Annotated in this window: 19 protein-coding genes; 9 read left to right on the forward strand and 10 right to left on the reverse strand. The window is 74.3% G+C overall.

All coding sequences use genetic code 11. The annotated features are described in order from the left end of the window. Nucleotides 1-67 precede the first annotated feature (67 nt). Nucleotides 68-526, reverse strand: coding sequence for a hypothetical protein (locus D7D94_RS00435; protein ID WP_246171821.1), 459 nt, complete (start codon nucleotides 524-526; stop codon nucleotides 68-70). A 68-nt stretch (nucleotides 527-594) separates the two neighbouring features. Between D7D94_RS00435 and D7D94_RS00440 the strand changes: the two genes are divergently transcribed. After that, on the forward strand, nucleotides 595-801 hold the full coding sequence (locus D7D94_RS00440; protein WP_156240720.1) for a DUF3499 family protein: 207 nt from the start codon (nucleotides 595-597) through the stop codon (nucleotides 799-801). Between the two features lie 3 nt (nucleotides 802-804). On the opposite strand, the gene D7D94_RS00445 is transcribed toward D7D94_RS00440, so the two are convergent. Then, nucleotides 805-1,800, reverse strand: coding sequence for a stage II sporulation protein M (locus tag D7D94_RS00445; RefSeq protein WP_156240721.1), 996 nt, complete (start codon nucleotides 1,798-1,800; stop codon nucleotides 805-807). Nucleotides 1,801-1,816: 16 nt separating this feature from the next. On the opposite strand from D7D94_RS00445, the gene D7D94_RS00450 reads away from it, so the two are divergent. After that, complete coding sequence (locus D7D94_RS00450) at nucleotides 1,817-2,620, forward strand: RDD family protein (RefSeq protein ID WP_156240722.1); 804 nt, start codon at nucleotides 1,817-1,819, stop codon at nucleotides 2,618-2,620. A gap of 3 nt (nucleotides 2,621-2,623) precedes the next feature. Here the strand turns inward: D7D94_RS00450 and D7D94_RS00455 are convergent, their stop codons facing one another. After that, complete coding sequence (locus D7D94_RS00455) at nucleotides 2,624-3,343, reverse strand: aquaporin (RefSeq protein ID WP_156240723.1); 720 nt, start codon at nucleotides 3,341-3,343, stop codon at nucleotides 2,624-2,626. Nucleotides 3,344-3,492: 149 nt separating this feature from the next. Between D7D94_RS00455 and D7D94_RS00460 the strand changes: the two genes are divergently transcribed. Both D7D94_RS00460 and katG read left to right on the forward strand, forming a co-directional pair. After that, nucleotides 3,493-3,948 (forward strand): Fur family transcriptional regulator, encoded by a 456-nt coding sequence (locus D7D94_RS00460; RefSeq protein WP_156240724.1) that lies wholly within the window; start codon nucleotides 3,493-3,495, stop codon nucleotides 3,946-3,948. Then, a complete protein-coding gene (gene katG, locus D7D94_RS00465) occupies nucleotides 3,945-6,212 on the forward strand; it encodes a catalase/peroxidase HPI (RefSeq protein WP_156240725.1) in 2,268 nt (755 codons plus the stop codon). Before D7D94_RS00460 ends, katG begins: the two co-directional genes overlap by 4 nt. A gap of 51 nt (nucleotides 6,213-6,263) precedes the next feature. Here katG and D7D94_RS00470 read toward each other — a convergent pair whose 3' ends face one another. The 5 genes from D7D94_RS00470 to D7D94_RS00490 are packed head-to-tail and all read right to left on the reverse strand — an operon-like array spanning nucleotide 6,264 to nucleotide 11,692. Continuing rightward, complete coding sequence (locus D7D94_RS00470) at nucleotides 6,264-7,574, reverse strand: DUF58 domain-containing protein (protein WP_156240726.1); 1,311 nt, start codon at nucleotides 7,572-7,574, stop codon at nucleotides 6,264-6,266. An 11-nt stretch (nucleotides 7,575-7,585) separates the two neighbouring features. Next, nucleotides 7,586-8,545: an AAA family ATPase gene (locus D7D94_RS00475; RefSeq protein ID WP_156243231.1), complete on the reverse strand. Its 960-nt coding sequence runs from the start codon at nucleotides 8,543-8,545 to the stop codon at nucleotides 7,586-7,588. A 20-nt stretch (nucleotides 8,546-8,565) separates the two neighbouring features. Beyond that, on the reverse strand, nucleotides 8,566-9,750 hold the full coding sequence (locus D7D94_RS00480) for a DUF4350 domain-containing protein (protein ID WP_246171822.1): 1,185 nt from the start codon (nucleotides 9,748-9,750) through the stop codon (nucleotides 8,566-8,568). After that, a complete protein-coding gene (locus D7D94_RS00485; protein WP_156240727.1) occupies nucleotides 9,747-10,412 on the reverse strand; it encodes a DUF4129 domain-containing protein in 666 nt (221 codons plus the stop codon). Before D7D94_RS00485 ends, D7D94_RS00480 begins: the two co-directional genes overlap by 4 nt. After that, nucleotides 10,409-11,692: a DUF7847 domain-containing protein gene (locus tag D7D94_RS00490; protein ID WP_173024210.1), complete on the reverse strand. Its 1,284-nt coding sequence runs from the start codon at nucleotides 11,690-11,692 to the stop codon at nucleotides 10,409-10,411. Before D7D94_RS00490 ends, D7D94_RS00485 begins: the two co-directional genes overlap by 4 nt. A 182-nt stretch (nucleotides 11,693-11,874) precedes the next feature. Here D7D94_RS00490 and mtrA point away from each other — a divergent pair, with 182 nt between their 5' ends. The 5 genes from mtrA (at nucleotide 11,875) to hpf (ending at nucleotide 17,480) form a co-directional block, all read left to right on the forward strand. After that, on the forward strand, nucleotides 11,875-12,555 hold the full coding sequence (gene mtrA / locus D7D94_RS00495) for an MtrAB system response regulator MtrA (protein WP_156240729.1): 681 nt from the start codon (nucleotides 11,875-11,877) through the stop codon (nucleotides 12,553-12,555). Nucleotides 12,556-12,562: 7 nt separating this feature from the next. Beyond that, nucleotides 12,563-14,227, forward strand: a complete 1,665-nt coding sequence (gene mtrB, locus D7D94_RS00500) for an MtrAB system histidine kinase MtrB (protein WP_156240730.1) — start codon at nucleotides 12,563-12,565, stop codon at nucleotides 14,225-14,227. Next, nucleotides 14,224-15,933, forward strand: a complete 1,710-nt coding sequence (locus tag D7D94_RS00505; protein WP_156240731.1) for an LpqB family beta-propeller domain-containing protein — start codon at nucleotides 14,224-14,226, stop codon at nucleotides 15,931-15,933. The genes mtrB and D7D94_RS00505 overlap by 4 nt, the downstream gene beginning before the upstream one ends. A 105-nt stretch (nucleotides 15,934-16,038) precedes the next feature. Further along, on the forward strand, nucleotides 16,039-16,725 hold the full coding sequence (locus D7D94_RS00510) for a ComF family protein (protein ID WP_156240732.1): 687 nt from the start codon (nucleotides 16,039-16,041) through the stop codon (nucleotides 16,723-16,725). A gap of 89 nt (nucleotides 16,726-16,814) precedes the next feature. Continuing rightward, nucleotides 16,815-17,480, forward strand: coding sequence for a ribosome hibernation-promoting factor, HPF/YfiA family (hpf, locus tag D7D94_RS00515; RefSeq protein WP_156240733.1), 666 nt, complete (start codon nucleotides 16,815-16,817; stop codon nucleotides 17,478-17,480). Nucleotides 17,481-17,549: 69 nt separating this feature from the next. On the opposite strand, the gene D7D94_RS00520 is transcribed toward hpf, so the two are convergent. Both D7D94_RS00520 and D7D94_RS00525 read right to left on the reverse strand, forming a co-directional pair. Continuing rightward, the gene (locus D7D94_RS00520) at nucleotides 17,550-18,890 is read right to left on the reverse strand and encodes a coiled-coil domain-containing protein (RefSeq protein WP_156240734.1); all 1,341 of its coding nucleotides are present in this window, start codon (nucleotides 18,888-18,890) and stop codon (nucleotides 17,550-17,552) included. 40 nt (nucleotides 18,891-18,930) lie between these two features. Continuing rightward, nucleotides 18,931-19,518, reverse strand: coding sequence for a PadR family transcriptional regulator (locus D7D94_RS00525; protein ID WP_156240735.1), 588 nt, complete (start codon nucleotides 19,516-19,518; stop codon nucleotides 18,931-18,933). Nucleotides 19,519-19,600: the final 82 nt, after the last annotated feature.

Raw genomic sequence — 19,600 nt, forward strand, 5'->3', positions numbered from 1 at the left:
GACCTCACCGCGCGCGCGAGACCGCATGCGCCCGCCGAGGTCTCGCGACGGGGTCGAGGTCTCGCGGTCAGTACCAGCGGTAGCGGTCGGGGGCGAGGTCCCACGGGTCGCGGTCGAGGTAGTCGGCGGCCGCGCGGAACACGGCGCCCTCCACGACGATGCGCCGGTGGTAGTCGTCGGCCCGGGCGAGTCCGATCGCGCCGTGGACGCGGCTGAGCCGCTCCACCGGGATCCGGAACAGGATGATCCGCCGCGCGGTGCGGTCGATGCGCCAGCGGGGGATGCCGTCCTCCGACGGCTCGACCGGGAGCCCCGCGATCTCGAAGCTCACGTCGCGCAGCTCCGGCCAGGCGCTGCGGAGGTACTCCGCCGCGGAGCCGACGGCCACGTCGAACCGCTCGTAGCGGGTGTCGACGGGCGGCAGCGGCGGGCGCACGATCGAGCTGCGGCCCGCGCGTCCGTGCCGGCCGTGCCGTGCGGTCGCGCGAGGCGGCGCCGGGCGCGGCGGGCGGTTCCACCACTTCATGGCTCCAGCTTACGGCGCTGCTGCGCGTCGTCGCGGTGCGCGAGCCGCTCGTCGGTAGGCTGATCCGGATGCGCGAGAGACTGTGCTCCAAGGTGGGCTGCGCCCGCGAGGCCGTGACGACCATGACCTACGACTACGCGGACCAGATGGCCGCGGTGGGCCCGCTCGGCGCGGGGGACGACCCCCACGCCCACGACCTGTGCGCGCTGCACACCGAGCGCCTGTCGGTGCCGCAGGGATGGGTCGTCGTCCGGCACGAGACGCTCCGCGCCTGACGCTCAGCCGGCGACGAGTCTCGCCGTGCCCGCCTCGTACTCGGTGAGCCCGCCGGTCTCGCCCGCGCGCACCGCGCGCCGCCCCTGGACGAGCATGTAGGTCAGGAAGACCGCCAGCGCCGCGGCACCGATGCCGATCTTCACCCACCACGGCCAGGGCTGACCGGTCACGAACCCCTCCACGGCGCCCGCCAGCGCGAGCGCGAGCACGAGACCGACCGCGATCGTCGCAAGCGAGAGACCGGCGTCGGCGAGGGCCGCCGACCGCGTGCGCGGACCGGGCGCGACGAGCGCCCAGAAGATGTGGAATCCGGCGGCGCCCGCCACGAAGATGCACGTCATCTCGAGCAGCCCGTGCGGAAGGATGTACAGCACGAAGACCTCGCCGCGGTCGAAGGCGAACATGACGGCCGCTGCGATCCCGAGGCTCACCGCGTTCTGCACGAGAACGTACGCGGGGAAGACGCCGGTGACGCCGAACAGGACGCACTGGGCGGCGATCCAGGCGTTGTTGGTCCAGACGGTCCCCGCGAAGACCGCCGCGGGGTTCTCGGTGTAATAGCCCGCGAACTGCTCGTCGGCGTAGTGCTCCAGCTGCGCGGCGGGGCCGAGCGACGCGACGAGGGCGGGATCGCGCGACACCCACGACGCCACGAGCGCCACCACGCCGACGAACACCGCGGCGATGCCGAGCGTCGTCCAGCGCACCCGATGCAGGGCGGCCGGCAGCTGCCAGACCAGGAACCGCCCCAGCGCGCGCAGGGCGCCGTCGGGCGTCCCCGTCAGGCGCAGGCGCGCCCGCGAGAGGATGGCCGAGACGTGGTCGCCCTGCGGCGTGCGCCCCGCGGTGGTCTTGATGTCCGCGAGATCGGCCGACGCGGCCTGATAGCGCGCGACGAACTCGTCGACCTCCGGCCCGGTGAGCCGGCGGCGGCGGGAGAGCTCGTCCAGGCGCGCCCACTCCGGGGAGCGAGCGGCCGTGAGGGCGTCGAGGTCCACCTGGTTAACTGTACGCATGTCGACGCCATCCGCCGCGGCGATCCGCGACGACGAGGTGCTCACCGGCGAGGCCGTGGCGCTCGACGTTCAGCCCGTCGGGGTGCTGCTGCGGGCGGCCGGCGCCCTCATCGACATCGCCGTGTCCGCCGCCCTGTTCCTGCTGTTCGCCCTCGCCATGACGAGCCTCGTCGACGCGGGCGCGCTGGAGGAGACCGCGCTGCAGATCGCGCTCGTGGTGATGATCGTCCTCCTGCTGGTCGTCCTCCCCACCACGGTGGAGACGCTCACGCGCGGCCGCAGTCTCGGCAAGCTCGCCGTCGGCGGCCGCATCGTCCGTGCCGACGGCGGCGCCATCGGCTTCCGGCACGCGCTGATCCGCGCGCTCCTCGGCGTCTTCGAGACGTACCTCACCGTCGGGGGCACGGCCCTGCTCGTCGGCATCTTCACCCCGCGCGGGCAGCGCCTGGGCGACCTCGTCGCCGGCACGTACAGCGAGCGGACCCGCACGCCGCCGCTGCCGCCGGTGGACTTCGCGCTGCCGCCCGGCATGGAGCCGTGGGCGGCGGTGGCGGATGTGGCCCGGATGCCCGACCGCCTCGCGCGACGGCTCTCGCGCTTCGTCACGGGGGCGGCGCGGATGCATCCCGGGTCGCGAGAGGCCCTGGCCGCGGAGCTCCTCGGCGAGCTCGCGCCGTACGTCGCGCCGCTCCCCGCGGCGCCGCCGGAGATCGCCGTCCGAGCGGTGGTCGCCGTTCGCCGCGCACGGGAGCTGCGCGCTCTGCGGCTCCGCGACGAGCGGGTCGCCCGCCTGCTGCGCTGACGGTCAGGTTGCGGCAGCGCCGCGTCGCGCGAGCCCGGCGGCGAGAGCGCCGACGAGCGGGAGCACCGCGAACACCCAGACCTGCGCCAGCGCGTCGGCGCCGCCGTACACGGCCGTCGCGATGGCCGTCGCCGGGTTGACGAGGCCCCCGTCGACGGGGGCGGCGACGAGATGGATGGCCGTGAGCGCGGCTCCGACGGCGCTCGCGTGCCGCGCGCCGTCGCCGAGGAAGACGAGCGCAAGCAGCGCGGCCAGCACGAGCTCCACGATGACGGCCGCCGGCAGATCGAACCCCGCGGCGGAGCGCGCGCCCCACCCCGCGCTCGCGAAGCCGCCGTTCTGAGCGGTCTCCAGCCATCCGACCGCGCCGAAGAGGCCCACGAGGACGAGGAGGGTCGTGGCCACCAGCCCGCCGATCGTCTGGACGAGCGCGTAGCGGCCGGCGTCGGACCACCGCAGCCGCCCGGCGGCGGCGACGGCCAGCGTCACGGCGGGATTGAGGTGCGCACCCGAGACACGGCCGAACGCGGCCGCCGACGCGAGGTAGGCGAGGCCGAAGGCCGCCGCGACGGCGAGGTGCACGATCCCGGGCGCGTACGCGCCGGCGGGGTCGGCCAGGTGCGAGGCGAACAGGGCGGTCCCGATGCCGAGGAAGACGAGGAAGAACGTTCCCACGCCCTCGGCCACGAGGCGCGGAGCGAGGGCGGCAGCGGAATCGGACATGGCGTTCCTCTCGACGGGCGGCGACCGCATCTCGCCCCGATCGTGGCACAGTCGACGCTCCGGCCGGGAGAGCGGAGGGGTGCTTCCGGCGGACACGCCGGGCGCGCGTCTTGTTTTGAACCATTCAAAAACAGCCCTAGGATGATGCCATGATCCCCCCTCGCCCCGACGCCGAGTCGGCCCTCCGCGGCGCCGGCCTGCGCGTGACCGCGCCGCGACGCGCGGTGTACGGCGCCCTCTCCGGTGCCCCGCACGCGCGCGCCGACGAGGTGTTCGAGCGCGTGCGCGACACCGTGCCGGGCACCAGCCTGCAGGCGGTCTACAACGTGCTCGGCGACTTCGTCGACGCGGGGCTCGCCCGGCGCATCGAGCCGAGCGGCCAGCCCGGGCGCTTCGAGCTGCGCGTGGGGGACAACCACCACCACGCCGTGTGCACGTCATGCGGCCGCGTCGACGACGTGGACTGCGTGCAGGGGGCGGCCCCGTGCCTGCACCCCGGGCACGACACCGGCTTCGTCATCCACTCCGCCGAGGTGACGTTCTGGGGCCTGTGCCCCGACTGCGCCTCCGCGACCTCCCCCCACCCGATCGAAAGGACTCCATGAGCAGCGACACCCTCACCGGCTGCCCCGTCATCCACGACGGCGCCGCGGACGACACCACGCGCCTGCCCGCCGCCGACCTCCCCGCGGGCGAGCCCCGCGGCGACCTCGTCCACCCCACGCAGGGCGACCCGAACCGCGAGTGGTGGCCGGAGCGCCTGAACCTCAAGCTCCTCGCGAAGAACCCCGCCGTCGCCGACCCGTACGCCGACGAGGACTTCGACTACGCCGCGGCGTTCGAGACCCTCGACCTCGCGGCCGTGAAGGCCGACATCGCCGAGACGCTCACGACGTCCCAGTCGTGGTGGCCCGCCGACTTCGGGCACTACGGCCCGCTCGTCGTGCGCATGGCCTGGCACAGCGCCGGCACCTACCGCGCCCTCGACGGCCGCGGCGGCAGCGGGGCGGGGCAGCAGCGCTTCGCGCCCCTCAACAGCTGGCCCGACAACGCCAACCTCGACAAGGCGCGCCGCCTGCTCTGGCCCGTCAAGAAGAAGTACGGCCGCAGCCTCTCGTGGGCCGACCTCATGATCCTCGCCGGCAATGTCGCGCTCGAGACGATGGGCTTCAAGACCTTCGGCTTCGGCGGCGGCCGCGCCGACGTGTGGGAGCCGGAGGACGACGTGTACTGGGGCGGCGAGAAGATCTGGCTGGGGAGCGACAAGCGCTTCAGCGGCCAGCGCGAGCTCGACAAGCCGCTCGCGGCCACGCACATGGGCCTCATCTACGTGAACCCCGAGGGTCCCGAGGGCGTGCCGGACCCGCTCGGCTCGGCCGCGGACATCCGCACCACCTTCCGCCGGATGGGCATGGAGGACGACGAGACGGTCGCCCTCATCGCGGGCGGGCACACCTTCGGCAAGACGCACGGCGCGGCTTCCGACACCCATGTCGGCGCCGACCCCGAGGGCGCCTCGATCGAGGAGCAGGGGCTGGGCTGGAAGAGCGCGCATGGCTCGGGCAAGGGCGATGACACCATCACGTCCGGCCTCGAGGTGACGTGGACCTACCACCCGACCCGGTGGGACAACGAGTTCTTCCACATCCTGTTCGGCTACGAGTGGGAGCTCATGGAGAGCCCCGCCGGCGCGAAGCAGTGGCGCCCGAAGAACGGCGGCGGCAGCGATCTCGTGCCGCTCGCGCACTCGGATGGCCGTCGCGAGCCGCGCATGCTCACCACCGACATCGCGCTGCGCGAGGACCCGGGCTTCGCCAAGCACGCCCGCCGCTTCGCCGAGGACCAGGACGCGTTCGCGGATGCCTTCGCCCGGGCCTGGTTCAAGCTCACGCACCGCGACATGGGACCCAAGGCCCGGTACCTCGGCCCCGAGGTGCCCGCTGAGGACCTCATCTGGCAGGACCCGCTGCCCGCCGTGGACCACGAGCTCATCGACGCGGCCGACGCCGTGACGCTGAAGGAGCGGATCCTCGCCTCCGGGCTCACCGTGTCGCAGCTCGTCTCGACCACGTGGGCGGCGGCGTCGACCTTCCGCGGCGGCGACAAGCGCGGCGGCGTGAACGGCGCACGCATCCGCCTCGCTCCGCAGAAGGACTGGGCGGTCAACAACCCCGCTCAGCTCGCCACCGTGCTGACCGCGCTCGAGGAGATCAAGGCCGCGTTCGACGCCGAGCAGCAGGGCGCCAAGCGCGTGTCGCTCGCCGATCTGCTCGTGCTCGCGGGCAACGCGGCGGTCGAGAAGGCGGCGGCCGACGCCGGCGTCGAGGTGCGCGTGCCGTTCCGTCCGGGGCGCACCGACGCCACGCAGGAGCAGACCGACGCCGACTCGTTCGGCTACCTGGAGCCCATCGCCGACGGCTTCCGCAACTACGCGGGCCCCGACGCGACGCTCCCCGCCGAGTACCTCCTCATCGACAAGGCGCACCTGCTCACGCTGAGCGCCCCGGAGATGACGGTGCTCGTCGGCGGCCTGCGCGTGCTGGGCGCGAACTGGGACGGCTCGTCATACGGCGTGTTCACCGACCGCCCCGGCGTGCTCACCAACGACTTCTTCGTGAACCTGCTCGATCTCGGCAAGACGTGGCGCCCGCTGGACCCGGGCAAGCACGCCTTCGAGGGCACCGACGACGAGACCGGCGAGGTCTTCGGCCGCGGCACCCGCGTCGACCTCGTGTTCGGCTCGAACTCGGAGCTGCGCGCGGTCGCCGAGGTCTACGCCTCCGACGATGCGACGACCAAGTTCGTGCACGACTTCGTGAAGGCGTGGACGAAGGTCACGGAGCTCGACCGCTTCGACCTCAAGGGCTGACCCGCCCGCACGAGAGCCGGCCCCGGGGGATCCCCGGGGCCGGCTCTCGTCTCACAGGCGGCCCGTGCGCTTGAGCTCGAGGTACCGGTCGGCCAGGCGCGGCGGCAGGTCGTCGGGCGGCGCGGTCACCGCCTGGGCGCCTGCCCGCTCGACGGCCCTCGCGACCTGGTCCGCGGCGGCCAGCGCGGCCTCCGCCGCCGCCGCGCGGTACAGCGCATCCGATGTGCCGTGGCCGCGGGCCGCCTCGGTCGGCGTGGCGTCGGTCGCCGACGCGACGAGGACGGTCGTCCCGCGGTGCGCGGCGCCGGGCAGTGCGCCGAGGAACCCGCGCGCGGCGTCCGGCGACTCCTGGGCGGTGAGCAGCACGAGGAGCGACGGGTGCGGAGCGAGCCGCCGCGCCTGCGCGAGCGCGGCATCCCAGTCGGTGTCGATGAGCTGCGCATCCACCGGCGCGAGCGCATCGACGAGAGCGGGGAGCATCGCCGGCCCCTCCGCGCCGCTCACCCGCGCGCGCACGCGCCGGTCGAACGCCACGAGGTGCACGTGATCGCCTGCGCGCTGCGCGAGCGCTGCGAGGAGGAGCGCCGCCTCGACGGCGGCGTCGAGGCGGGTGCCGTCGCCCACGCGTGCGGCGGCCGTCCGCCCGGTGTCGACGACGACGACGATGTGGCGATCGCGCTCGGGGCGCCACGTGCGCAGCATCGTCGAGCCCGCCCGCGCGGTGGCTCGCCAGTCGATCGAGCGCACGTCGTCGCCGCGGACATAGGGGCGGAGGGAATCGAACTCCGTGCCCTGCCCCCGCACCTGCACGCTCGTGCTCCCATCGAGCTCCCGCAGCCGTGCGACGCGACTGGGGAGGTGGCGCCGGCTGCGGAACGGCGGAAGCACGCGGATAGCCCCCGGCGCGTCGAGCACGCGCTGGCGCCCCGCGAGCCCGAGGGGGCCCGTGCTCCGCACCGCCACGAACGCGGTGCGGAGCTCGCCGCGCCGCCGCGGGGCGAGGCGGACGCGCAGCGAGCGCGCCTCGCCCGGCGGCACATCCACCGGCACACGGACGGGCTCGGCGCCGGCGGTCGGCTGCCATCCGTCTCGCACCGCTCCGCGCAGGCGTCGGCCGCCGGTGTTGACGAGACGCACGACCGCGACCGCCGGCTCGCCCAGGCGCACCCGCGGCGGGATGTCCCGCTCCACATGCAGCGCGCGGGGGTCGGCTGCCGCCGCGACGTCGAGGGCGACCGCCGCCGCGCACACCGCCACCCAGGCGGCCAGCACGAGCCACGGATCGGCGCCCGCGGCGCCGAGGAGCACCACGGGGACGATCCCGAAGGCGGCCAGAGCCGCGAGCCGGCCGGTGACGTGCATCCGCCGGCCGATCAGAGGGGCACGGGCGTCTGCTGCAGCACCGCCGTGAGCACGGCCTGCGCGGAGACGCCCTCGATCTCGGCGTCGGCGGCGAGCCGGATCCGGTGCCGCCAGACGGGGACGATCATGGCCTGGACGTGGTCGGGCGTGACGGCCGGGTAGCCGCCGAGCCACGCCCACGCCTTCGCCGCCGCCAGCAGCGCGGTGGCCGCGCGCGGGCTCGCACCCAGCTGCACGGAGGGGCTCTGACGCGTGGCGCGGGCCAGGTCGACGATGTACGCGAGCACATCGTCGTCCACGGCGACCGCGTCGGCCGCGCGCTGCGCGGCCTCGATGTGGGCGGCGGTGAGGGCCGCGGCGACGCCCTCCAGCGCGCGCGGCGAGAACCCGTCCGCGTGACGCCGCAGCACCGCCACCTCCGCCTCGCGCGGCGGCACCTCGACGACGAGCTTCATGAGGAAGCGGTCGAGCTGCGCCTCGGGGAGCGTGTACGTGCCCTCGTGCTCGATCGGATTCTGCGTGGCGGCCACGAGGAAGGGCGAGGGCAGCGGGCGCGTCACGCCGTCGGCCGACACCTGCCGCTCCTCCATCGCCTCGAGCAGCGCGGCCTGCGTCTTCGGCGGGGTGCGGTTGATCTCGTCGGCGAGCAGCACGTGCGTGAAGACCGGGCCCTCGCGGAACTCGAACTCGCCCGACCGCGCATCGTAGACGAGCGAGCCGGAGACGTCACCGGGCATCAGATCGGGAGTGAACTGCACGCGCTTGGTGTCGAGGCCGAGAGCGCGGCTGAAGGAGCGCACGAGGAGGGTCTTCGCGACGCCGGGGACCCCCTCGAGGAGCACGTGACCGCGCGCCAGCAGGGCCACGAGCAGCCCGCTGACCGCTCCGTCCTGCCCCACGACGGCCTTCGCGACCTCCGTGCGGACGCGTTCGACGGCCTCCCGCAGGGCGGCGCTCTCGGGAGCGGGCATGTCGAGGGAGGGCGTGTCGGTCACGATGGCGTCCTTTCGGTGCGGACGGCCGCGTCGACGGCCGCCTCGAGATGGCGGAGGCGCTCGCCCCACGCGACGAGCTCGCGGTCGCGCTGCGGCTCGGCGAGGAGAAGGGCGCGGATGGCCGTCGGCTCGGCGCCCAGCCGGGCCGCCGCGGCGTCGGCGATCTGCTCGCTCGCGGCCGTGCGCGGCAGGCCCAGACGGCGCGCCATCCGACGCTCCGCGCCCCGGCGGAGGAGGTGCGCGGCGTGGCGGGAGTCGGCCGCGCGGGCGTAGAGCCGTGCGCGTCCCTCCATCGTCTCGCCCGCGCGGACGGTGACGGGCAGGTCCTCCGCGACGAGCGGGCCGAACCGACGGCCGCGCCAGAGGCCAGCGGCCACGACGCCGAGAGCGGCGAGCACGATGGCGGGCGTCACCCAGGCCGGCGTGAGCTCGCCGAGGGTCTTCGGCTCAGTGGCGGCGTCGGCGTCCGTCGGCAGGTACCAGACGACGCGCTCCCCGCCGCCGAGGAGCGCCAGAGCGAGCGCGGCGTTCCCCGCGCGGTCGAGGTGCTCGTTGGCGAGGAGAGCCGTGCCGTCGACGGCGACGCGGTCGCCGGCGGGCGAGGTGAGGAGCGCCCATGCGCCCTCCGCCACGGGATAGCAGCCGGTCGCGTCGCCGGGCGCGTACGCGGCGCCGGGCACGATCGCCCCCGCGCGGCTCGCGACCGGAAGGGAGCAGGAGGGGGCGACCTCGCCGCCGTCGCCGCGCCCGCGGAACGCCGCGTCGTCGAAGAGGAGGCGCAGGTCGCGAGCGGCAGGGGACAGCAGCAGGACGCCGTCCGCGGCGTCGACGAGACGACGGAGATCCGCGTCGGCGAGCGGAGCGGTCGCCCCGAGCGCCAGGGTGCCGCCGGCGTCGACGTCGGCGATGGCCTCGTCGATGCCCGTCGCGACGACGACCTCGACGCCCGCGCGATCCTCCAGCAGCCGCACGATCGCTCGGGCGCCGTCGGGAGCGGGGGAGGCGGCATCGAGGAGCGGGCGCTCCGACCACTCGTCGGGGCTCACCAGGACCAGCACGAGGCCGCCCACGATGAACGCGACGACCAGGGCGGACCATGCCGCGAGCCGTCGACGACGCGCGGTCGGAGCGGCCGTCGCGCTCTGCTGCCCGCTCACGGTGCCGCTCACGGTGCCGCTCACGGCATCGCCGCGGCGGCAGCCGCGAGGGCCAGGGGGCGGGCGGCGGCGAGCGCATCGTCCAGCCGCGCCATCCGCTCGTATGCCGCCGATGAGGCCGCGCGGTGCAGATAGCGCACATCGTCGAACGCGTCGGCGGCGACGGCGAGCTCGTCGGCGTGCGCGGGGAAGGGCCGCGCGGCCATGGTCGCCACGCCCCGCGCGGTCGTGCCGGGGGAGAGGGCGACCAGGCCGCGCTCGTCGAGGCTCCTGGCCAGGGCGCGGAATCGGTCGATGGCGGCCCCGCCCCAATCGCCCGCCGCGGCGAGCTGCGCCGCCGATGCCCGCAGGGCCGCCGCCGAGCGCGCGTCGGACTCCCCGAACAGCGGTGCCGAGCGCTCGGCGATCCGATGCGCGGAGCGCGGACGGCCCCAGATGAAGAACGCGCAGACGACGAGGGCGGCGACGACCGTCGTCACGATGATCGCGAGGAGCGGGCTCCACTCGCTGCCGGCCTGCGGGTCGAGGATGCGCGCGATGAGGTCGCCGATGGCGCCGGCGATGCGGTCGAGCAGCGTGGGCTCGGCCACGCGGTAGACCGGGTCGGAGAGCTCCTCCTCCGCCCAGTCACGCGCCTCGTCGCCGTCGGGCAGCAGCGCGAGCGCCGCGCTCACGGCGACGATCACGACGGGGACGCGCCCGCGTCGGGCGCGCTCTCGCCGGGTTCGCCGTGCGGCGGGATCCGCTGCCCGTATGCCGGGGGCTGGCCGTAGGGCGGGACCTGCTGCCCGTAGGCGGGGGGCTGGCCGTACGGCGGGATCTGCTGCCCGTAGGCGGGGGGCTGGCCGTACGGCGGGATCTGCTGCCCGTATGCCGGGGGCTGCCCGTACGCCGGGGGAGCCCAGGGCGCGGGGTCCCGCAGGGGAGCGACGGCGTCGGGGTCGTAGGCGTACGGATCGGGAAGCGGCGCCTGGCCGCTGTCGCGTCGCTCCACATACGCCTGCATGCGCAGATCGAGACCCTCCTGGCGCATGCGCGCGTCGATGTAGACGAGCGCGGAGGAGGTGGCCTGGACGACGACGGTGACGGAGGCGACGACGAGCGTGACGATCTGACTGGCCGCGATCGTCAGGGCGAACGCGATGACGGCCGACGCCTCCGGCGCTCCGGTGGGGACGAAGACGCTGGAGACCGCGGTGCCGAGGAAGGAGAAGGGCAGGCCCACCACCGAGGAGGCGACGTTCATGATCGTCGCGATGAGGACGATGATGCCGAACGTGGGCCAGAACCGGCCGCGGGTGAGCTGCCAGGAGCGCTGGATGCCGCGGCCGATCCCGATCCGCTCGAGGATGATCGCGCTCGGCACGACGAAGAGCTTGGTGGCGAGCCAGGCGTACAGCACGAGGCCGCCGAGGAACGCGACGATGCCGAAGACCACGGCCAGCCAGGTCTCGAGCGCGGCGAGCGCGACGACGAGCCCCACGAGGGCGGCGACCACGACGGCGACGGCAGCGGTGATGAGCAGGTAGTACCCGACGAGGCGCCAGAGGACGGGGCGCACACGGCGCCAGAGCGTGCCGAGCGTCGCGCGCTCGCCGAGGGACGCGTGCGCCACCTCGCCCACGACGACGGCCTGCACGATCACGCCGAGCACGCCGAGCACGAGCGCGACGGCGATGGTGGCGAGCACGGTGACGAGGGTCGCGCCCGCCGCGATGAGGTCGAAGTCCTCCGACATCTCCGCGACGGTGTCGAGCCGAGACATCGCGGCGAAGGCCACCGCGCCGATGACGACCACGCCGATGATCGACGACACCATCTGCACGACCATGGCGAAGCCGAGGAGCACGCGCGGGTTGCCGCGCAGGGCGGCGAACGAGCGCCCGAGCACGGTGCCGAATCCCAGCGGCTGCAGGGGGATGAGGCCGCCGCGCGGCGCTGGCGTCCACGACGGTTCTGCGGTCACGTCGATTCCCTCCCGACCGGCGAGCGGACGGATGCCGCCGTCTCCCCACATCGTGTCATACCTGCCCCGCTCGCCCCGTGTCGCGGCCATTCTCCGACAGGGGTCGTCTAGGCTGATTCCCACGCCTCGCCCGCGCGCCCGACGCGCGCCGGCGCGCACCCGGAGCAAAGGACCCACCCCTCATGAGCGCCCGCATCCTCGTGGTCGACGACGACACGGCCCTCGCCGAGATGATCGGCATCGTGCTGCGCACGGAGGGTTTCGAGACCGCCTTCTGCGCGGACGGAGCCCTGGCCCTCGACAGCTGGCGTCAGGAGCGCCCCGACCTCGTCCTGCTCGACCTCATGCTGCCGGGCAAGGACGGCATCGAGATCTGCTCCGACATCCGCGCCGAGTCGGGGGTGCCGATCATCATGCTCACCGCGCGCTCGGACACGTCGGACGTGGTCGCGGGGCTGGAGGCCGGCGCCGACGACTACATCGTCAAGCCCTTCAACCCCAAGGAGCTCGTCGCGCGCATCCGGACGCGGCTGCGCCCGGCGCTCGAGGCATCGGACGACGTGCTCCGGGTGGGCGATCTCACCATCGACGTCGCCGCGCACGAGGTGCGTCGCGGGCAGACGCCGATCTCGCTCACGCCGCTCGAGTTCGAGCTCCTCGTCGCCCTCGCATCCAAGCCCCAGCAGGTCTTCTCCCGCGAGGCGCTCCTCGAGCAGGTGTGGGGCTACCACTACAAGGCCGACACGCGCCTGGTGAACGTCCACGTGCAGCGGCTGCGCGCCAAGATCGAGATCGATCCCGACAATCCGAAGATCGTCATGACGGTGCGGGGCGTCGGCTACCGCGCCGGTGCGGCGGTCTGATCCGCCCATGTCCCAGGCCGCACGGCCCGCGCGGATCACACTGAGGCGGCCCGCCACCTGGCTCCCGGCCATCCGGGCGCAGTGGATCACCTCGCTGCGCTTCCGCACCACCTTCATCACCGTCGCGGCGACCGCCCTCGCGATCGCCGTGACCTGCGTGTTCACGGCCCTGGCCATCCACAACAACCTCTTCTCGACGAGTCGCGACGAGGTGCTCGGCCAGGCGCAGCGCGCCGTGATCGCCGCTCAGGACGTCATCGACACCGCCGAGGTCGCCACCGACGGCGCCGCCCTGCAGCAGGTGCTCTTCGACGCGCGGCGGGAGCTCACCACGCAGGCGGCCACCTCGTACTACGCGTACTTCCGCGTGGACGACGAGGCATCCGCGATCGCGCCGCCGGACTTCAGCTTCCTGCTCGAAGAGGGCGATGACGCCATCCTCAGCGAGGGGCTCCGCGAGCGCGTGCGGTCGTCGGACGACGGCAGCCAGTGGTGGCAGTCGGTGGGGCTGCAGATCGACGACTCCGGCGATGCGGTGCCGGGCATCGTCGTCGGCCAGCAGCTGGAGGTGCAGAACGCCGGGGCATACGAGGTCTACCTCGCCTACAGCCTGGAGGAGGCCGACCGCACGCTGCGCTTCGTGCAGGGGATCCTCTGGGTCACCGGGATCGTGCTCGTCGTGCTCGTCGCCGCCATCTCGTGGTTCGTGCTGCGCACGGTCGCGCAGCCCATTCTCGAGGCGAGCCGGACGAGCGAGCGATTCGCCGCGGGCGACTTCGAGGTGCGGCTGCCCGTGCGGGGGAAGGACGAGCTGGCGGCGCTGGGCCGCTCGTTCAACGCCATGGCCGACAGCATCGAGGCCCAGATCACCGAGCTCGCCGAGCTGTCGCAGGTGCAGCAGCGGTTCGTCTCGGATGTCTCGCACGAGCTCCGCACGCCGCTCACGACGATCCGCCTCGCCTCCGAGATGCTGAACGACCGCCGATCGGAGTTCGACGAGTCCACCGCGCGTGCGGCCGAGCTGCTGCACACCCAGGTCGCCCGCTTCGAGCAGCTGCTGACCGACCTGCTCGAGATCAGCCGCTACGACGCCGGATCCGTGCAGCTCGAGCTCGAGCCCACCAACCTCGCACAGCTCGCGGAGGATGTGGCGGACTCCATGCGCGACGTCGCCGGCCGGCACGGGAGCGAGCTGCGCGTGGTGGCGCCGGGCGGGTACTCGCCCGTCGACGTCGACCCGCGCCGCGTGCGGCGCGTGCTGCGGAACCTCATCGGCAACGCGATCGAGCACGGCGAGGGGCGCCCCATCGTCATCACGATCGACAGCGACGCGCACGCCGTCGCCGTCGGCGTGCGCGACTACGGCCTGGGCATGTCGCCCGAGCAGGCCGCGCGGGTGTTCGACCGGTTCTGGCGCGCCGACCCCTCGCGCAAGCGCACCCTGGGCGGGACGGGCCTCGGTCTCGCCATCGCGCTCGGCGACGCCAAGCTTCACGGCGGCGCGCTCGAGCTGTGGTCGGAGCCCGGGCGCGGATCGCACTTCGTGCTCACCGTTCCCCGCGTGCCGGGTCAGAGCGTCACCCGCTCGCCGATCCCGGTCGAGCCGAACGGCGGCGCCGTGGAGGAGCTCGGCGTGACCGAGCCCATCCGCACCGGAGAGGACCTCGCATGACCGTCTCGCGCCGCGCGCTCGCCGCAGCCGTCCTCGCCCTGGGGCTCGTCCTCGCCGGCTGCTCAGGGCTGCCGCAGAGCGGTCCGGTGTCGGTCGGCAACGCGCCGGGCGACGTCGTCGACGAGGTGACCGGCGGCAGCTACGACGCCGAGGAGCCGCGCCCCGGCGACTCCCCGGAGGACATCGTCGACGGGTTCCTCCGCGCCTCGATCTCGCCGGAGCAGAACTGGGAGACCGCGCGCCACTACCTCGCCGATGAGATCGCCGAGACCTGGCAGCCGGCGGAGAGCGTGACGATCGACGCGACCGACGACCGCGAGATCACCGAGATCGCCGCATCCGGCGGGGTCGCGACGGTCACCGCCGACGTGCAGGGGGAGGCGGTCCTCGATGGCGACGGCCGCTACCGCGTCGCGAGCGACGGCACGACCTCGCTGGCGTTCGAGCTCGCGAAGGACGACGAGGGCGAGTGGCGCATCGTCACGGCACCGGATGGGATCGTGCTGGACGGGCAGTTCTTCTCGGAGCTCTACAGCGCACACGACCTGTACTACTTCGACGCGACGTGGACGCACCTCGTGCCCGACCGCCGCTGGTTTCTCACCCGCCAGAACGCGCGCACGCGCATCGTGCAGGAGCTCGTGGACGGCGCGCCCAGCGAGTGGCTCGCGCGCGGCGTGCAGACCGCGTTCGGCGGGAGCCTGCAGCTCTCGCGCGGCACGGTGCCGGTGGACGCCGACAACGTCGCGCAGATCGAGCTGACCGGCGGGGCCGGGGCGGACGTCGAGACGCTCGGCCGCATGACCGCGCAGCTGGAGCAGAGCCTCGCCTCGACCGACGTGCGCCGCATCGCCCTCACCGTCGACGGGGAGGCGAGCGACGCGACGTCGGCGGGTGTGTCGGTGGCCTCCACCCGCGTGGATCCGCGCCCGCTGGTGCTCACCGACGACGGCTTCGGGTATCTCGCCGGCGGGGAGATCACCTCGGTCGGCGGCATGTCGGATGTCCTCGCGGACTTCCCCGAGGACATCGCCTCCATCGCGGTGTCGGCGGACCGGCAGGTGGCCGCGATCGGCCTCGCCGACGGGGGAGCGATGCGCGTCACGGCCGACGATCGGCCGTCCGCGATCGACACCGGCGGTCGGGTGGCGGCGCCGTCGCTCGACGCCTACGGGTTCATCTGGACGGTGCGGCCGGACGATCCGCGCACGCTGACCGCGTGGAGCCCGGACCTCACCGCGCGCCGCATGGCCGGCGAGTGGGCGGACGTGTCGCGGGTGAAAGCGGCCGAGGTCTCGCGCGACGGATCGCGGATCGCGGCGATCGTCACGATCGGCGAGCAGCAGTGGGTCGTCGTCGCGGCCATCGAGCGCGACCCGGATGGCACGCCGCTGTCGGTCGGCCCGCCGCGGCGCATCGCGCAGCTGCGGATGGCCGGGATCGACCTCGCCTGGATCGACGACATCACGGTGGGCATCGCCGCCGGCGGAAGCGACAGCGCGCAGGTCATCCAGCAGCCCATCGGCGCGCCCGCGCGCAGCGTCGCGGCGCCGCTCGCCGTGGTGACGATCGGCGCCGGCGACCAGGAATCGCCGGTGCGGCTGCTGACCGACGACGGCGCCCTGCTCACCCTGCGCGGGACCATCCCCACGCAGTCCGCGAGCGACGTGCGGGTGCTCGCCACCCAGCTGGGGCAGCCGGAGTAGGCGCGCTCCGATCGCCGCCTGCACAGGGCGCTGACGCGCGGCGTGGCGCGTCCTCGCGCCTCCACAGGCCGTCTCCGGGGAGGCGGGCGCGCCAGAGTGGTCGGCATGACAGCACCTGCCGTGTCCGCCGCACTCCGCGAGGCGGCGGCGCTGCTCCTTCCCGTCGCCTGCGCGGCGTGCGGGCGGCCGGGGGAGACACTGTGCGGCGCCTGCCGGGCGGTCCTGCATCCGGACCTCCGCCGACGGCGCCTGGACGACGGGCTCGAGGTCGTCAGCGCTCTGGCGTTCGAGGGGCCCGTAGCGGCGGCGCTCCGCGCCTTCAAGCAGCGCGGCCGCACCGACCTCGCCCGCGCCTTCGCACCGGCGATGCGCGCGGCGCTCGTGGCGAGCGCCCTGGAGCGCGGGCTGCTCCTCGAGGCGGTGCCGATCCCGCCGTCGGCCGCCGGCTCACGACGTCGCGGCTACCGCCCGATCGAGCTGCTGCTGCATCACGCCGGAGTCGCACCGCTGCGCGCCCTGCGGTGGGCGCGGGCGACCGACGACCAGCGCGCGCTCGGGATCGCCGATCGCGAGCGCAATCTGCGGGGTGCGATGACGGTGAGGGGCGACCCGGCGGGGCGCGCGGTGATCGTCGTGGACGACATCGTGACGACCGGCGCGACCCTGCGTGAGGCCCGCCGGGCGCTGGCTGCCGCCGGCGCCCAGGTGGTCGGCGCGGTCACGCTGGCCGCCACGCCGCGGGCTCTCCCCGCGCGGACGCCGCCATCCGAATCGCCGGGAGATAGTTCGTGACACTCGGCGCGGGCGCGGCTACGGTGGGGGACACCAAGGCGACCGAGGGTCCGCCGCTCGCACCGGCCGGACCGGATAGGGAGGCAGAGATGGACACGAACATCGTCGGCGTGGGGGTCAGCGTCTCGGATCGATTCCGCACCGTGGTCGAGGAGAAGATCGAGCGGATAGCCACGTTCGCGCCCCGTGCTCAGCGTCTCGAGGTGAAGGTCACGCATGAAGCGCACCGCGGGGGGCGGATCGAGGAGGACAGCGTCGAGCTGACCATGTTCTGCAACGGCCCCATCGTGCGGGCCGAGGCCCATGACGCGGACAAGTTCGCCGCGCTCGACATCGCGCTCGAGCGGCTCGCCGAGCAGCTGCGTCGCGCGAAGGACAAGAAGGTCAGCGGGCGCATGCACCCGCGGAACGCGCGCTTCGCGAAGGAGACCGGCGCGCTCGAGGGCCTCGATGTCGAGCCCGCCGCCGTCGAGACCCTCCAGGCGGTCGCGACCGGCACCATCCCCGTCGCGACGGAGGATGAGGAGGAGGACGTCTACTCGCCGGTGGTCATCCGGAGCAAGACGTTCGACCCGGAGTGGATGACCGTCGAGGAGGCCGTGGATCGGATGGAGCTGGTCGGGCACGACTTCTTCCTCTTCATCAACGCGCGCACCGATCACCCGAGCGTCGTCTACCGGCGCCGCGGCTGGGACTACGGCGTGATCGCGCTCACCACGCAGGCTCCGCCCGTCGAGGACGCCATGGCGTCCTGACGGACTGACAGACGGATGGCCCGGGTCCTCGAGGACCCGGGCCATCCGTCTGTCAGCGAGAGGCTGCGCTCACTCGAAGATGTCGCCGACGAGGCCGCCGAGGAGCACGCCGCCGAGAACCGGGCCCAGGAGGCCGCCGCCGAATCCGCCGCCGCCGATCGAGACCGACCGGCCGCGCGGCCCGCCGCCCCATGAGCCCCAGTCGTCGTCGTCGGGGCGGGAGGAGTCGATGTCGCGCTGCGCGAGCTGCAGCGCCTCCTGCGCGAGCTGAGCCGCGCGGCGCGCGAGCTGCTGCGCGCGCTCTCGGGTGTCCTCCGCGGTCACGAGGGGCTCCGCGTCGAGCCGCACCCGCTGCGCCTCCGCGTACCGGGTGCGCGCGTCGGCGCCGATCCAGCCGCGGTGCCCGTTGATGAGGCTGCCCGCGACGGCGATCGCGTGGTCCGCCGCGTCCATGTCGTGTCGGACGTGGGCGACGGATGGCACCGGGTGGGCGGCGCGCTCGCGCGCCTTCGCGACGGCCTCGTCGAGCGCGGCGTTGGCCGCGGAGAGCGAGGCGAGGTCGGCGAACGGGTCGGACGGCGTCCCGGGGCCGGGGAGCGCGGCGAGGGCCGCCTCGAGGTCGGCGATCGCGCGGGCGACCTCCGGATTCTGCGGCCCCTGCCGGGCGACGACGAGATCGCCGCGCGAGTCGGCGACGACCTCGGCCAGCGTCGACTGCGCGCGCATCGCCTCGATCTCGAAGTCGTCGACGCCGTCGAGGATGGACGCGGCGCGCCGGACGGCCTCGGTCGCGGTCTCGAGGGCGAGGTTCGCCTCCTCGCTGCGCCGCGCCTCGCGGCGGCGCTGGGAGACATCGGCGGAGTGCAGGGCGAAGTCCAGCAGCTGCTCGGCCTGATCGGCCGTCACGCGCACGCGCTGGAGCGCCTCGGCGCTGTAGAGCCGCGCGAGCCGCTCGACCGTGGCGCGGGCCTGCGGCAGCCGCTCGCGGAGGCGCTCGGACTCGGCGCGCACCTGCTCGAGGATCTGCGGCGCCTGGCGCACCCGGGCGATGCGCGCCTGCAGCGCGTCGGTGCGCTCGTCGAGCACGTCCTCCGCCCAGTCGCAGAGCTGGATGATGCGCGCGTTGCGCGTGCGCAGCTCCTCCGCCGTATCGGGGATCTCGTCGTGGTTGAGCTGGTGGAGGTGGAACGCCTCCGACATGTGCTCCTTGACCGCGGCCAGCCCGACGCGGAGGTCCTCCGTCGGAGCCTCGCCGAGCTCGGCGGCGGCGAAGGCGAGCTCGTCGCCGGTCGCGCGGATGCGCTCGTCCGCGGTCACCAGCGCCGTGCGCGCGCGTCGGGCGAGATCCGCGTCCGCGGCCTCCTGCTGCTCGCGCTCTTCCCGCCGGCGTCGTCCCCACAAACCTGCCATGCCTCCGATCCTAGGTGCACGGCATGCGGTCCGGTCGGTCTCAGCCGGCGGCGGCGGCGCGGGCGGGGCGCCCCCGTTTGGGATGGTCGGAGGAGAGCTCGATCGCGAGCGCCTCCTCGGGGTGCGCGGCGAGACGCTGCCCGGCGTGTGCGAGCCAGCGCGCGTCGGCCTCCGCGGCGAAGCGCTCGGCGTCGGCGATGAGGGACCAGACGATCTCCTCCGGGCCGTCCTCGCCCGGGTACGCGGCCTCCCGCAGCGCCGCCAGCCGCGACGCGACGGCATCCTGCTCCACGCGCACCACGGCGGCGGCGTCGAGCCCGGGCAGCGTGGCGGCCAGGGCCAGCTTCACGGCGAGCGCGTCGCGCTCCGAGGGATCGGTGGGCGCCAGGAGCCACCCGCGCATCTCCGCGCGCCCGGCCTCCGTGATCTCCCAGTAGACGTGCCCGGCCTCGTCGGCCGCCCCGCGCACGACGAGCCCGTCGCGCTCGAGGCGCTCGAGGGTGTTGTAGATCTGGCCGACGTTCAGGCGGCGGATGCCTCCGGTGCGGCGGGCGAACTCGGTGCGCAGCTGATAGCCGTAGCACGGACCCTGGTCGAGGATCGCGAGCAGACCGTGCCGCACCGACATCCGCACCTCCTCGTCACGGCGCCGGATCGCCGCATCTGCCGTCTCTGTGTCTCCTCGCCGAGCGTACCGACACCTCGGGCCC

This window comes from Microbacterium oryzae (genome assembly GCF_009735645.1).
GTDB lineage: Bacteria > Actinomycetota > Actinomycetes > Actinomycetales > Microbacteriaceae > Microbacterium > Microbacterium oryzae.